The sequence below is a fragment of the Pantoea sp. BJ2 genome (assembly GCF_040255075.1).
GTDB classification, from domain to species: Bacteria; Pseudomonadota; Gammaproteobacteria; order Enterobacterales; family Enterobacteriaceae; genus Pantoea; species Pantoea leporis.
In genome coordinates this window covers 2,838,319-2,851,976 of record NZ_CP158292.1, presented here as the reverse complement: position 1 = coordinate 2,851,976, position 13,658 = coordinate 2,838,319, and the positions used below count along the sequence as shown (strand labels likewise).

Below are 13,658 nucleotides of genomic sequence, written 5' to 3'. Positions count from 1 at the left end.
TAAACACATTCGATTATTCGAATGCATTGGAGGCGTGATGTTTCTGGCAGGCGCAATATTTGTTTTGACCATCGTGTTTGTCATCTGGCAGCCGCGCGGCCTGAGCATTGGCTGGACAGCAACGATAGGGGCTTTACTGGCGCTGGTGACCGGCGTTATCCAGTTAAACGATATTCCCGCTGTGTGGCATATCGTCTGGAATGCGACAGCGGCTTTTATCGCCGTCATTATCATCAGCCTGTTGCTGGACGAATCCGGTTTTTTTGAGTGGTGCGCTTTGCACGTAGCGCGCTGGGGAAGTGGGCGAGGGCGGCTGCTTTTCACCTATATCGTGTTGCTCGGTGCATGCGTTGCCGCGCTTTTCGCCAATGATGGTGCGGCTCTGATATTGACGCCGATCGTCATCGCAATGCTGCTGGCACTGGGCTTTAGTAAAGGTGCAACGCTGGCTTTCGTCATGGCAGCAGGATTTATCGCCGATACCGCGAGTTTGCCGCTGATCGTATCCAATCTGGTTAACATCGTTTCCGCAGATTTCTTCAAATTGGGATTCAACGCTTACGCGGCGGTGATGGTTCCGGTTGATACTGCCGCTATTATCACCACGCTGATAGTGCTGCACCTTTTCTTTCGCAAAGACATTCCCGCCAGCTATGAGGTTTCACGCCTCAAACTACCAGATGAAGCCATAAAAGATCCCGCTACCTTTAAAGCCGGTTGGCTGGTGCTGTTGTTGCTATTGGTGGGATTTTTCCTGCTGGAGCCGCTGGGCATTCCAGTCAGTGCTATCGCCGCACTGGGCGCGTTAATTCTGTTTATCGTTGCCAAAAGAGGTCAGGCGATTAACACCGGTAAAGTGTTACGCGGCGCGCCCTGGCAGATCGTGATTTTTTCGCTCGGCATGTACCTGGTAGTGTATGGCCTTAAAAATGCCGGACTGACGCAACATCTCACTGACTTGCTCAATCTCATTGCCAGCCACGACTTATGGGTCGCCACCTTGGGTACCGGTTTGGTGACGGCGCTGCTTTCTTCTGTAATGAATAATATGCCAACGGTGCTGATTGGTGCGCTGTCGATTGATGCCAGCAGTGCGCAGGGCGTGATAAAGGAAGCGATGATTTATGCCAATGTTATTGGTTGCGACCTGGGGCCAAAAATCACGCCGATTGGCAGTCTCGCCACGTTGCTATGGCTGCACGTACTCGACCAGAAGAACATCAACATTAGCTGGGGTTATTACTTCCGCGTGGGTGTCGTGATGACATTGCCCGTGCTGCTCGTCACCCTTAGCGCGCTGGCCCTGCGCCTAACGTTGTCCCATTAAGAAGAGAGCACCATGACTGACATCACCATTTATCACAATCCCGCTTGCGGCACTTCGCGCAACACGCTGGCGTTAATACGCAATAGCGGCGTTGAACCTACCGTTATTCTTTATCTTGAGACGCCGCCAAATCGTGAGCAACTTAAGGCGTTGATTAGCGCGATGGGGATCGGTGTGCGCGCTTTATTACGCAAAAATGTCGAACCCTACGAAAAATTGGGTTTGGCTGAAGAGCGTTTTAGTGACGAGCTACTCATCGAGGCGATGTTGAATTATCCCATCCTGATTAACCGTCCGATTGTTGTCTCCCCGCTGGGAACGCGTTTGTGCCGGCCTTCAGAAGCCGTGCTCGATATTCTTCCCGATGCGCAGCAGGGCGCATTCAGCAAGGAGGATGGTGAGAAGGTGATAGATCAGCAGGGTAATCGAATCGTTTAGACCGAATTAGAAACAATAAAAAAGCAGCCATAAGGCTGCTTTTTTGGATTTTGGTCGGCACGAGAGGATTTGAACCTCCGACCCCGGACACCCCATGACCGTGCGCTACCAGGCTGCGCTACGTGCCGAACGTGGAAGAATATTACTGTTTCTACGCACGATTGCAATATGAGCAGCATTTAACTGCCTCATAATTAATCAGTTTGCGACGAAACGCTTCTCTTCTGTCAGCACCTGCAGCAACAACGCCAGCTGCGGTTTATGATCTTTCAGTTTGTTACCCTGTGCATCGTAAGCGCTGTAGCTGCCATTATTATTCAGCACCAGCGTCACGGTTGGCGTGGTCACTACCAGCTTGCCATCTTCGCTGCTCGCCACCCAATCGTGGCTGCGTTGTGCGGCAAACAGATCTTCACCCTGCGAGAAGTTAGCGGGATTAGTGCGCACGTGCAGTAAACGCTGCATCAGCGTGGTCATCACATCCTGCTGATCGGTCAGACGATCGATGGTTTGCGCTGGCGTATTCGGCCAATGCACCACCAGCGGCACCTGTAACGTCGCACGGTTACCTGGATTGTCATCGTTGCTATCCAGATTGACCGCACGCTGCGCCGTGATCACCACCACGGTATTTTTCAGCAAATCGCGATCCTGCAAAGTTTGCAGCACAGCCTTGATCTGCTCGTCGACACCGCTTGCCTGACGCATATAGCTTCGCTGGCGCGCTTTCAGGTTGTCGCCATTGACCGTCACACCATTAAGGGCAATCCACGAGAACCACGGCGCATTGTTTGATTTGTGGCCATTGAGCCAGTTCTGCCACTGCGTCACCGTGGTGCTATTCGGTTGGGTATCGGCCTGCGGCAGCGAGTAATCGGCTAACAAAGCCTGACGATACAGCGGTTGGCTGAAGCCGTCCGATGAGAACAAGCCAAACTGATAGCCTTGCGCGTTCAGCGCATTCAGCAGCACGGAAGGCGTACGCGACGCTAACACGCCATCCATATAGCTGGAAGAGATGCCGTAAAACAGGCCAAATAACCCTTTTTCCGGCTGTAGCCCCGCGCTGAAATGCTGGGTGAAGCGCACGTTCTCACTGGCGAATTGATGAAGCGACGGCAGCGCTTTTTCCACCGTGGCGTTGTTCAGACCATCAACAGTTAGCACCAGCAGATTGTGGCGCGTACCGCCATCGCGGAAGGTAATGTCACTCAGTGGATACTGCACTGACAACGCTTCCGGATCACCCTGTTGCACCAGACGGCGCTGATACTCTTGCGCATCCAGCAAACCGTGACGCTCAAGGAAGCGACGCGCGGTCATTGGATAGGAGAGCGGCAGGTTGGCGCGCTGCATGGTAATTGGGCGATAGAAATTGGCATCGGCCCAGATATAGAGCAGATGACTGGCGAAGAAGGCGCTGATAAACAGCGCAGCCAGCGGCTTGCCGAACGAGCGCCGATTAAGGCTGCGCAGCTTTTGCCAGCTCCAGGTCGCGAACAGCATTTCGACGAGGAAAATCAGCGGCACGCTGATAAACATCAGCTGCCAGTCGCGCGCCATCTCGCTTTGATCAGGGTTTATCACAAGCTCCCACACCACCGGATTGAGGTGCAAGTGGAAGCGGCTGAACACCGCGCTGTCGACCATAATCAGCGTCAGTCCGGCGGTGGCGACAATCGCCGACAACACCCTAAGCAATCGCTGTGACATCACCACGAAAGTGAGCGGGAAGATGATGAGCAGATAACCGGCGAAGACGATGAAACTGAAATGACCGATCCAGCTGGTATAGGCATAGATACGTCCCGCGAGTGACGCGGGCCAGTCGGCGACCAACAGGTAGCGGCTGCCTAAAATTAACGCGAAGATAATATTAAACAGGGCAAACCAATGCCCCCAGCTGATCATCTGGGAGACTTTTTCACGGTAGCGCTGCCGGTTGGTTACCATATTATGAGGTCAAATCTGCATATTAATGAGCGTTATCATCGCGTACGGATGACTGCAACGCATCCGCGAAAGATCGAGCCAGTGTGCGGCGTTGAGCCGGTGAAACGCTGGTATTGATCAAGTTAGTTACCATGTTACCCAATACCATCAGGGAAAGGTCGGTTGGCGCTTTGTCTTTTTCAAGAATCTGCGCCATCTCTGCGAGGAGCTTTTCCACGCGTTCGTCACTGTAACGGGATGATTGTGGCATATCGTCGTCTAATCAAGGGTGAAAAGGCGGTATATTACCGTAACAACGCATTTTTTTCCGCAATTTTATCGCAAGCAGAGCGATCAGTTTGTGCTGGCAGTTGAAAGCGGCTGCGGGCGGTGTTTGAATACGCGCCTGAGCTAAAAGGAGAGTCTACCATGAGTCTGGATATCGACCAGATTGCCCTGCATCAGTTAGTTAAACGTGATGAAAACCAGCTTGAACTGGTACTGCGCGACACCTTGCTGCCTGCAACCCGCGCGGTTGAAGAGATGGCAGAAGAGTTGCACCGGGTTTATAGCGCCAAAAGCAAAGCTTACGGCCTGTTTAACGAAGATAGCGAACTGGCCGATGCGTTGCGTAACTGCCGCAAAGGGGAAGATGACTTTCTGGCGTTTAGCCGTGCGGCAACCGGACGTCTGCGTGATGAACTGAGCAAATATCCGTTTGCGGAAGGCGGCGTGGTGCTGTTTTTACACTATCGCTATCTGGCCGTGGAATATTTGCTGATTGCGGTTCTCAACAGCCAGTCGAGCATGCGCGTTAACGAGCAGCTGGATATCAGCAGCACCCATTATCTCGATATCAATCATGCGGATATTGTGGCGCGTATCGATCTCACCGAGTGGGAAACTAACCCGGAATCCACCCGTTATCTGACCTTCCTGCGCGGTCGCGTGGGGCGTAAAGTAGCGGATTTCTTCATGGATTTCCTTGGCGCTAGCGTCGGTCTGGACACCAAAGCGCAAAACCGTGGCCTGCTGCAAGCGGTTGATGATTACTGCGCCGAATCGGATCTCGATAAAAACGAGCGTCAGAACTATCGTCAGCAGGTTTACAGCTACTGTAACGATCAGCTGCAGGCCGGCGAAGAGATTGCGCTGCACGATCTCTCCAGTGAATTACCGCCGTTGGGAGAAAAAACGTTTCAGGCCTTCACCCAGGAGCAAGGTTACGAGCTGGAAGAGACCTTCCCAGCGGATCGTAGCACCTTGCGCCAGTTGACCAAGTTCGCGGGCAGCGGTGGCGGATTAACCCTGAACTTTGATGCCATGCTGCTCGGCGAGCGCATCTTCTGGGATCCCACCACCGACACGCTGACCATTAAAGGCACGCCACCGAATTTGCGCGATCAGCTGCAACGCCGCACCAGCAGTAAATGAAAAAAGCCGGGTCACCTAAGTGCCCGGCTTTTCTATCAGAACGAATAGTTTATGCCACTACTGATGAGAGAATCGGTGCGGAACTTGCCACCAACGCTATGCTTCGCGCCAATATTCGCTGACCAGTTGTCGCTGATTTTCCCTTCTAAACCCAGATGAACCCGATAACGATCGTCGTCCAGCGCGCCATAAACGCGTCGGCTGTGGCGATCCTCAAGGGTTAGTGAAGAGCCAGAACGGCCCGTTGAAAACTGTTTTTCAACGGTGGCGCTGAATCGCACGCGTGGCAGCAGCGTACCGAGCCCCTGCTTGCTGACTTCAATACCCGGCGCGAGCCCCCACGGCATGGCTGAACTCAGGGCAATGCTGGCCTCTCTGCTTTCCAGCGTGTATCCCGGTAAATAGCCTGCGCTGGCTTTCAGGTAAGGCGATAGCGTGAAAGACGCATCCAGCAGAGGGTAGGATTTACCCCATTTTGCACTGCCTGCCAGCATATGGCTGGTTTTTGAGGTGCTGTTTACTCCCAATACCGGGTCAAGGTGAATGTCCTGACGCAGATGCAGGTAGCTGGCAGCAAGATCCATAAACCATCCTTCATCGCTCATTCCGCTCGCATACAGGCCCAGAGTGCTCAGTTTATGGCTAATGCTGGCTTCTTCCCCGGCATTTCCCTGGCTGTAACTGGCGGTCACGCCATAAAGCCAGGCATCCGCTTGCGCATCGGCGCCGATCTCTAGCCTGCTGTCTTTTAACGTTACGCTATCCATTCTGCCGCGATTTTGGCTGAGGCTGGCCCATGCGCCGCTATTTTCATGGTTACCGCGCAGGAGCTGAGCGCGATCGGTCAGCATATTGCTGATTTCACTGAACAGGTAGTGGCGCGAAGCGAGCAGGGCGCGAGTACTCTGCACCAGCGGCTGATTATCAATGACCTCAAACCAGTCTTCTGCAGTACCCGGATTTGGCGTGATCTCGGGCTCAGGTTTCACTTCTGGTTCAGGCTTAACTTCCGGTTCGGGCGTAATGTCGGGTTCGGGATGAGTCTCCGGATCGGGGGCAATTATCGGATCGGGTGGTAACACCGGATCCGGCGTTTTGGCAATGATCCATTTCACGCGACCATTCTCTTCCACAACCTGATAATCAGCGGTATAGAGCGAGAACCCGCGTTTGACCGGAGGTAGCGTGAAATAGTCGTGCGCGGTTCCGGCGGGCGCGTTCACCAGCACGATCTCTTTCGCGATGCGGTTGGGGAAGGTTTCACCCAGCATAAAACCAAGATCGAGGGTGTTGCTGCCGCCCTGCACGCTGGACCCAATGTATAAACTGTCGCTAATGGCGGACTGCGGCGCGATGCCGAAACCAAGCTGCAGATGATTTGCCGTCAGATGTTCCACAGAGAGCAGCTTCGGCGTCCAGGCCATTTCATCTGCAGCAAGAAGCGAGATGATACCGCCTTTACCTGCATCCATCCGATGCAAGCGGCTGTTACCATTCATGTTCCAGAATGTCTCACTGCTCAGGGTGACTCGCGCTGAGTGACTGTCGTTGATGTGGCCGTGGTAATCAATTTTGCCAAGATGAAGCAATGCGTTATCGCCCAGCGTGATATTGCCCTCGACCGAGCTGGCGGGAAGGAAACGCAACTCTTCCGCGTTTCGCTGTGCAACTTTGCAGCTGCCCTTAGTGCTTTGCACCGGCGAGGTGCAGCGTAAAATTTGCTGCTCATCAGCAGCATCGGGATGGTAGCCAAGGATAACCTGGCTGTTGTCGCCCGCCTGGATATCGGCTTTAACCTGCGCGTATTCACCGACCTGTAAACGTGCATTGTCATCTACTAAAATGTTATTGGCGATGAAAGAGGAAGTGTACCAATCGTTGTCAATGATCAGGCCGCCGGCATGAGGAACGGGTTGCCCGGACAGCAGAAGAGTCCCCTTATTGACGTTGATATTTCCATTTAAATGGATATTACCGCTCAGTGCGAAATGTGTATTTCCACTCTCCGGAGATAAATTCACATCTAATGCACCGTTAGTTTTATCCGACGAGCGCGTGCCAATGTCTCCGCGGAAAACTAAATCATTTAACTGCGATAGTCGATAATCGACGGCTTGAACCAGATCATATCCCAGATACTTCCAGTCTTCATTGTCCTGCTGATTTGTGGGGAAGTACCAATACTTCTCTTTTTTTAATTGAAAATACTCTTTACGTTGCGTTCTCGAATTATAATACTCATAAATATCACCAATATTACCAATGTCGACACTGCTCCAGGTGTTAATGTTGATATCGCTACGTGAGTACCCTGTAAGCGTTAGACTGGCCGAGGTTAACTCACTCTGATTGATCACTGCCGCACCGCTATCCGTGTGATTAATCTTTCGCATTATGAGATTATTACCATTAAGATCCAATGTCCCCCCACGATAACCAAAATAAATGTTATCAGGATTAACCTGGTCTTCGCTCGCTAAAATAACGGTAGGCCGACCGCTCGCTAAATACAGTCGAGAAAATGCCTGGCGATTTCCTTGCGCATCTTTTTGTTGATCCAGAATAACGGTGCCATCGCCGATATTCAGTCCGCCTTCATTGAAACCTGTAGCATTAATATGTAAGACGCCACCGCCAATTTTGTGTAAATCATCATCTTTGAGTCCATTCACTTGCCAGATGACTTTTTTCCCTTCATCGATTTCAACGCCGCCGCCCACCCATGTTGCGCCCACACTCTCTGCAGATTTCAGGGTGTAGTTATTAGAAAACTGTAGTTTGCCTGCTCCCAGATTAACGGCCTCATTAAGAATAATGTCTCCGCCCGCGCCGTTAAAGCGAATATCTTTGGTTGCATCAAGTTCAATAAGGCTGGCTTTGCCTGGCGCCAAATGACGATATGTGTTGTCTAAACCTTGCCAACCCCAGTTTTTACTACCCTGAACCAGCTTATCTGCATTCCAGTAAATTGGGCCATTATTCGCAAAATCAGTGACATCGTGAGAGATATTGTTGGCAATAATCCCATTGAAATATTCTTCATTAAAACGTGTTGAGATAACTTTGCGACCATAAGGCGTTGCGCTACCATAACCACCATAATGTACACCAGCGAGTTTCCATTTTTTATCAACATTGTCGTAGACGTAAATAGGGCTGCCACTGTCACCGCCGCCGGTTGATATTGATAAAGCGGATGAATATTGATGGCCAGGTTCATATTGAATCCAATAGAAATCGTCATTTTTTTCTTTGTTGAAGGTAATGGTGTCAATATTAATTGTTCCACCCGCTAACCATTTATAGGCACTGGCCAGGAACTCTTTCTCAGTGAGGTCATTTGTGACCTGTGTCATTTCACCAGCACCCGCGCGCACATAAGCAATATACCGAGAGCCATGTCCTTTCTGAAGCTCATTACGTTCCACATAATCTATTGGCGCTACTTCGGTTACAACTTTGTTTAACCGTGGCAGAATATTATCCTGAACGGCGGATTGATTGCGGTTAATAAAAAGATAACGGGTGGAATAAGCAGAAGGACCGCCAAAAGAAACGCTACCCAAAGCGGTTACGTGCCGTGTGGTGGTTACATAGGATGGATTAATCAATGTGGCAAACCCGCGACGAGATACACTGCTAAGGTCGGGCATGGCAAAATCAAGATAACCACTCAGCTCGCCATCTTTCTTAAAAATGGGAATGTTGCTTAAGCCGACACGATATTTACCCATATTCTCGGCAAAATCACGGTATTCTTGCACGTTAATGTCATGACGCATTACGCCCGCATAGCTAGAAAATGAGATGAGTATGATGCCATAGCCCAAGGCAGGTATTTTTTTCACTTGAAGTCCTTGCAGACAAATTCTGGAGAAATGTTAAAACGGCATTCTCCATGGTTTGTGAAAGCTTCATGGTAAAGAACAGTCTCAAATAAACGAAAGCAGAGAGAAATGAAAGACAGGGGTTTTTAGGAAGGGAAGATATCGGGTTATTTTTTATGCCTAAAATAAAAGGGCCGGTTTCGCAACCGGCCCTTCTACCTTCAACTCATTCAGCGATTAAGCGCGAACGAAGTCGATGTGGAAAAGTTTTGGCTTGAACGGATGACGCTGTACCGCCTGAGCTTTAACTTTAACTTCTTTGCCATCAACCGCGATGGTCAGCACTTCGCTGTAGAACTCAGGTTTAACCTGTACGTTCATCACTGCATCATGGTCGAGTTCGATAGCAATTGGTGCTTCATTTCCGCCATAGATGATGGCCGGGAATTTGTTTGCTACACGCAGGCGGCGGCTCGCACCCTTACCCTGGTCTTTACGTACTTCAGCGTTAATAGTGAACATTTGATGTCTCTTCAATAGTTCCTGCTACAGGCGACCCAGCAACAGGACGGTTATTCAAACTGCTTTTACGGATGCAAAAGCGGGCGGCATTATAGCCCCAATGATGCTGCAGGGGCAAATGATTCCGCCGCTTAACGCAGCTCATTGGCACGGCGATAACGGCCCTGATAATCAAACATTTTTTCGCGAATCTGCCAGAAATGGCCTTTTGCGCGTGCCACCACAAAGTCCGGATGACGCAATAAAGGCTGTAAGGCGATGACATCCGCTGCGGTTTGCCAGCCAAGTTCCACGCCCGGCGCGCGCTGATGCGGGCGCATAAACAGCTGCTCAAAGGCTTTACGTTGTGCTGGCGTTTGCAGGCGAAAACGCTCGCTGACGCTGGTGCCATCTTCATCGAAATAGATGGCTTTCAGCCATTCGCCTTTATCATCGCGCCCTTGCTCCAGCGTCATGCCGGCGCAGCGCAACACGCGCGCATCTTTCAGTTTCAGCGCCGCTTTCAGCATGTCATCCGGGTCGACCAGAATTTTGTCGCATTGATGGCAGCGCCGCGCGGCGATGTCATTCTCGGCGCCGCAATCCGGGCAGCTTTTGAAGCGAAAGCGATAATCACACTGTTCGCGCTCGCCTTCATCATCTTCCAGTACGCCCTGACAGCGGCGGCCAAAATGCTCAATGATGTGTCCATCTTCGGTGGTTTTGCCCCAGAAAATATTGGCGAAACCGCAGGCGGGACAAAACACCTGCACCGGCTGATTGTCGCTGGCCCCTTTCGGCGCGCCGACTTCGGGGGTGAAAAGATCGTGTGGATTACCGGCGTAATCCAGCACCAGACAATCGGTTTTGCCGGGTGACAAGCGTAAACCGCGACCGACGATCTGTTGGTAGAGGCTAACGGATTCGGTAGGGCGCAAAATGGCGATCAAATCCACGTGGGGTGCGTCAAAGCCGGTGGTCAGAACGGCAACGTTGACCAGAAACTTCAGCTGCTGCGCTTTAAATGCACCAATCAAGCGGTCACGATCCTTTACTGCCGTTTCCGCCGAGACCAGCGCGCTGTTTTCAGGCAGCAGCGTGAGGATTTCACGGGCATGTTCCACGGTGGAGGCAAACACCATCACGCCACGGCGATCTTCAGCAAACTCAATAATCTGGCGAATAATATGCGGCGTTACGCGATGCTGTTGTTTCAGCTCGCGGTTGAGATCGGCTTCGCTAAACAGGCCATTATTTTGCGGGATCAGGCGGCTGAAATCGTACTGCACCACCGGCATATCTAAGCGCTCCGGCGGCACCAGAAAGCCATGTTTGATCATATAGCGCAGCGGCAGCTCATAAATGCAATCGCGGAACAGTGCTTTCTCATCGCCGCGCACCATGCCGTGATAGTGGAATTGGTAGATCCAGCCTTTGCCGAGACGGAAGGGCGTGGCGGTCAAACCCAACAGGCGCAACTGCGGATTGTGCTGCCGCAGGTGGGCGAACAGCAGCTGATACTGGCTCTCTTCGTTATCACTGATGCGGTGACACTCATCAACGATCACCAGTGAAAAGGCGCTATCGAAGCGGTTGAGATTGCGCGCCACCGACTGCACGCTGCCAAACACCACTTTGCTTTCGCTCTGCTTGCGCTGCAAACCCGCGGCGAAGATGTCTGCTTCAAGTCCATAAGCCTGATATTTGCTGTGATTCTGCTCCACCAGCTCTTTGACGTGGGCCAGCACCAATACCCGTCCACGCGCTAGCCGCGCCAGTTCAGCAATCACCAGACTCTTACCCGCGCCGGTCGGCAGCACAATCACCGCAGGCGTGGTATGGCGACGAAAGTGGTTGAGGGTGGCGTCAACCGCCTCTTGTTGGTATGGGCGCAGGGAGAATGACATCGGGGCAAACTTTTTTCTGGAACGGACGCGCATTATGCCATGAAAGCCAGTTAAACGCAGGTTCACTACTGTTAGCACTCTAAGGATCAAGCTATACTGCCCACACTTTCTTAACGGACAAAAACACCGTTTCAGTTTCCCCCGCAGTAACAGGCAAAGCGAATTCATGCGACTCGAAAAATTCATATCTCAGCAACTGGAAGTTAGCCGTGCTATCGCCGGACGCGAAATCCGCGCCAAAAAAGTCACCATTAACGGCGAAGTTGTGCGCGATGCGGCATACAAAGTACAGCCAGACGATGAAGTCGAATACGACGGCAATCCGCTGGTGGTGCAGCAAGGACCGCGCTATTTCATGCTGAACAAGCCGCAGGGTTACGTCTGCTCAACCGACGATCCCGATCATCCCACCGTGCTGTTCTTTATCGAAGAACCCGCAGCGTTCAAGCTGCATGCGGCGGGCCGTCTGGATATCGACACCACCGGTTTGGTGCTGCTGACCGACGATGGCCAATGGTCACACCGCATTACCTCACCGAAGCATCACCTGGAAAAAACCTATCTGGTGGAAGTGGAGGAGCCAATCGATCCTGTCCTGGTTGAGAAGTTCGCTGCGGGTGTACAGCTGCACAATGAAAAAGAGCTCACCAAGCCGGCCGTGCTAGAGATTCTCGATGAGAAAGCCGCCCGTTTGACCATCAGCGAAGGGCGTTACCATCAGGTCAAACGCATGTTTGCGGCGATGGGTAACCATGTCTCAGCGCTGCATCGCGAACGTATTGGTGACATTGAGCTGGATGAAGATCTCGGCGAAGGTGAATATCGTGAACTGACCCAGCAAGAGGTCGACAGCATCGGCCTGCCAGAAGAACTCAAACAACGTAAATAGCGGGAGAACGCGGTGCGCAAGGAAAAGAATTCACCGGTCGGTTTAGTGGTCATCCTCGGATTGCTGGCAATGCTGATGCCGCTCTCTATCGATATGTATCTGCCGGCCATGCCGCAAATCGCCCATGAGTTTGCGGTTTCGGCGGGCAGCGTGCAGATGACGCTCAACCTTTACATCCTCGGTTTCGCCATTGGCCAGTTAGTTTACGGTCCACTGGCAGACAGCTACGGACGTAAACCGGTGATTGTGCTGGGAACGCTAATTTTTGCCTGCGCCGCCGCGGCTTGCGCGCTGTCACAAACCATCGATCAGCTGATCTTTATGCGCTTCCTGCACGGCTTATCGGCCGCCGCTGCCAGCGTGGTGATCAACGCCTTAATGCGCGACACCTACTCGAAAGAGGACTTCTCGCGCATGATGTCATTCGTGATGCTGGTGACCACCATCGCGCCGCTGCTGGCACCGATTATCGGTGGCTGGCTGCTGTTGCTGTGGAACTGGCACGCCATTTTCTGGACGCTGGCAGGTGCCGCGCTGTTCACCACCATGCTGGTCGTGACGCAAATTCGTGAAACGCTCAAGCCCGAACAGCGCCAGCGCTTTCATCTGCGGACCACGCTGGGCAACTTTGTGGCGCTGGTGCGCCACAAGCGCGCCTTCAGTTACATGCTGGCGAGCGGTTTCTCCTTTGCCGGATTATTCACCTTCCTCAACGCCGGTCCGTTTGTCTACATCGAAGTAAACCACGTTTCCCCGCAGAACTTTGGCTATTACTTTGGCCTGAACGTGGTGTTCCTGTTCGTGATGACGTTGATCAACAGCCGCGCCGTGCGCCGTTTTGGTCCGGTGAAAATGTTCCGCATGGGATTGTTGATTCAGTTCGCGATGGGCGTTTGGCTGCTGATTTCCAGCGCGCTGGATTTAGGCTTCTTGTCGCTGGTGTTTGGCGTGGCGATGTTTATTGGCTGCGTCTCGACGGTGTCGTCGAATGCGATGGCGGTGATTCTGGATGAGTTTCCGCATATGGCGGGCACCGCTTCCTCGCTGGCGGGAACGCTGCGTTTTGGTGTCGGTGCTTTAGTCGGCGCGCTGCTCTCATTAGTCAGCATTAACAGCGCGTGGCCGATGGTTGCCACCATTGCGCTGTGCGCCACAATTTCGATTGTGCTGTTCACCTATGCTTCGCGGCCTCAACAGCCAGCGTGACATCCCCAGGGTCGTCATAAATGGCGACCTGGCCTCTCTTAATTCTTCTCCCTCACTCGCTAATCCCCATTCATTCGTTATGCTTAATGTTTCCATTATGTGAAAATTTAGAGATAAAAAAGTAACGATAATGCGTCTAAAATGATTGTTAACCGCAGCCGAACACGGTAAACATAGGCATAAATGTGAGAAGCCTC

At 52.2% G+C, this 13,658-nt stretch carries 10 protein-coding genes and 1 tRNA gene; 5 read left to right on the top strand and 6 right to left on the bottom strand.

Annotated elements, in window-relative coordinates:
* The first annotated feature begins 37 nt into the window (after positions 1-37).
* Both AAF463_RS13180 and arsC read left to right on the top strand, forming a co-directional pair.
* Complete coding sequence (locus tag AAF463_RS13180) at positions 38-1,327, top strand: arsenic transporter (RefSeq protein ID WP_350260921.1); 1,290 nt, start codon at positions 38-40, stop codon at positions 1,325-1,327.
* Positions 1,328-1,339: 12 nt separating this feature from the next.
* Positions 1,340-1,765, top strand: a complete 426-nt coding sequence (arsC, locus tag AAF463_RS13175; protein ID WP_350260920.1) for a glutaredoxin-dependent arsenate reductase — start codon at positions 1,340-1,342, stop codon at positions 1,763-1,765.
* Positions 1,766-1,816: 51 nt separating this feature from the next.
* Here the strand turns inward: arsC and AAF463_RS13170 are convergent.
* From AAF463_RS13170 to AAF463_RS13160, 3 genes are all read right to left on the bottom strand, one after another.
* Positions 1,817-1,893: transfer RNA gene (locus AAF463_RS13170), tRNA-Pro, on the bottom strand.
* 70 nt (positions 1,894-1,963) lie between these two features.
* Positions 1,964-3,718 carry an LPS biosynthesis-modulating metalloenzyme YejM gene (gene yejM, locus AAF463_RS13165; protein ID WP_222233724.1) on the bottom strand — a complete coding sequence of 585 codons (1,755 nt, stop codon included), beginning with the start codon at positions 3,716-3,718 and terminating at the stop codon, positions 1,964-1,966.
* 22 nt (positions 3,719-3,740) lie between these two features.
* On the bottom strand, positions 3,741-3,968 hold the full coding sequence (locus AAF463_RS13160) for a YejL family protein (protein WP_036648480.1): 228 nt from the start codon (positions 3,966-3,968) through the stop codon (positions 3,741-3,743).
* Positions 3,969-4,126: 158 nt separating this feature from the next.
* On the opposite strand from AAF463_RS13160, the gene yejK reads away from it, so the two are divergent.
* Positions 4,127-5,131: a nucleoid-associated protein YejK gene (gene yejK / locus AAF463_RS13155; protein ID WP_101763686.1), complete on the top strand. Its 1,005-nt coding sequence runs from the start codon at positions 4,127-4,129 to the stop codon at positions 5,129-5,131.
* A 35-nt stretch (positions 5,132-5,166) separates the two neighbouring features.
* Here the strand turns inward: yejK and AAF463_RS13150 are convergent, their stop codons facing one another.
* The 3 genes from AAF463_RS13150 to AAF463_RS13140 all read right to left on the bottom strand — a co-directional run bounded on the left by AAF463_RS13150 (position 5,167) and on the right by AAF463_RS13140 (position 11,366).
* A complete protein-coding gene (locus tag AAF463_RS13150) occupies positions 5,167-8,979 on the bottom strand; it encodes a S6 family peptidase (protein WP_350260919.1) in 3,813 nt (1,270 codons plus the stop codon).
* A 216-nt stretch (positions 8,980-9,195) separates the two neighbouring features.
* Positions 9,196-9,480: a 50S ribosomal protein L25 gene (rplY, locus tag AAF463_RS13145; protein ID WP_101763688.1), complete on the bottom strand. Its 285-nt coding sequence runs from the start codon at positions 9,478-9,480 to the stop codon at positions 9,196-9,198.
* Between the two features lie 131 nt (positions 9,481-9,611).
* On the bottom strand, positions 9,612-11,366 hold the full coding sequence (locus tag AAF463_RS13140) for a DEAD/DEAH box helicase family protein (protein WP_350260918.1): 1,755 nt from the start codon (positions 11,364-11,366) through the stop codon (positions 9,612-9,614).
* Positions 11,367-11,532: 166 nt separating this feature from the next.
* On the opposite strand from AAF463_RS13140, the gene rsuA reads away from it, so the two are divergent.
* Positions 11,533-12,255: a 16S rRNA pseudouridine(516) synthase RsuA gene (rsuA, locus tag AAF463_RS13135; protein ID WP_101763690.1), complete on the top strand. Its 723-nt coding sequence runs from the start codon at positions 11,533-11,535 to the stop codon at positions 12,253-12,255.
* Between the two features lie 12 nt (positions 12,256-12,267).
* Entirely contained in the window at positions 12,268-13,461 is a 1,194-nt protein-coding gene (locus tag AAF463_RS13130; RefSeq protein ID WP_192233314.1) for a Bcr/CflA family multidrug efflux MFS transporter, read from the top strand.
* The last annotated feature ends 197 nt before the right edge of the window (positions 13,462-13,658 follow it).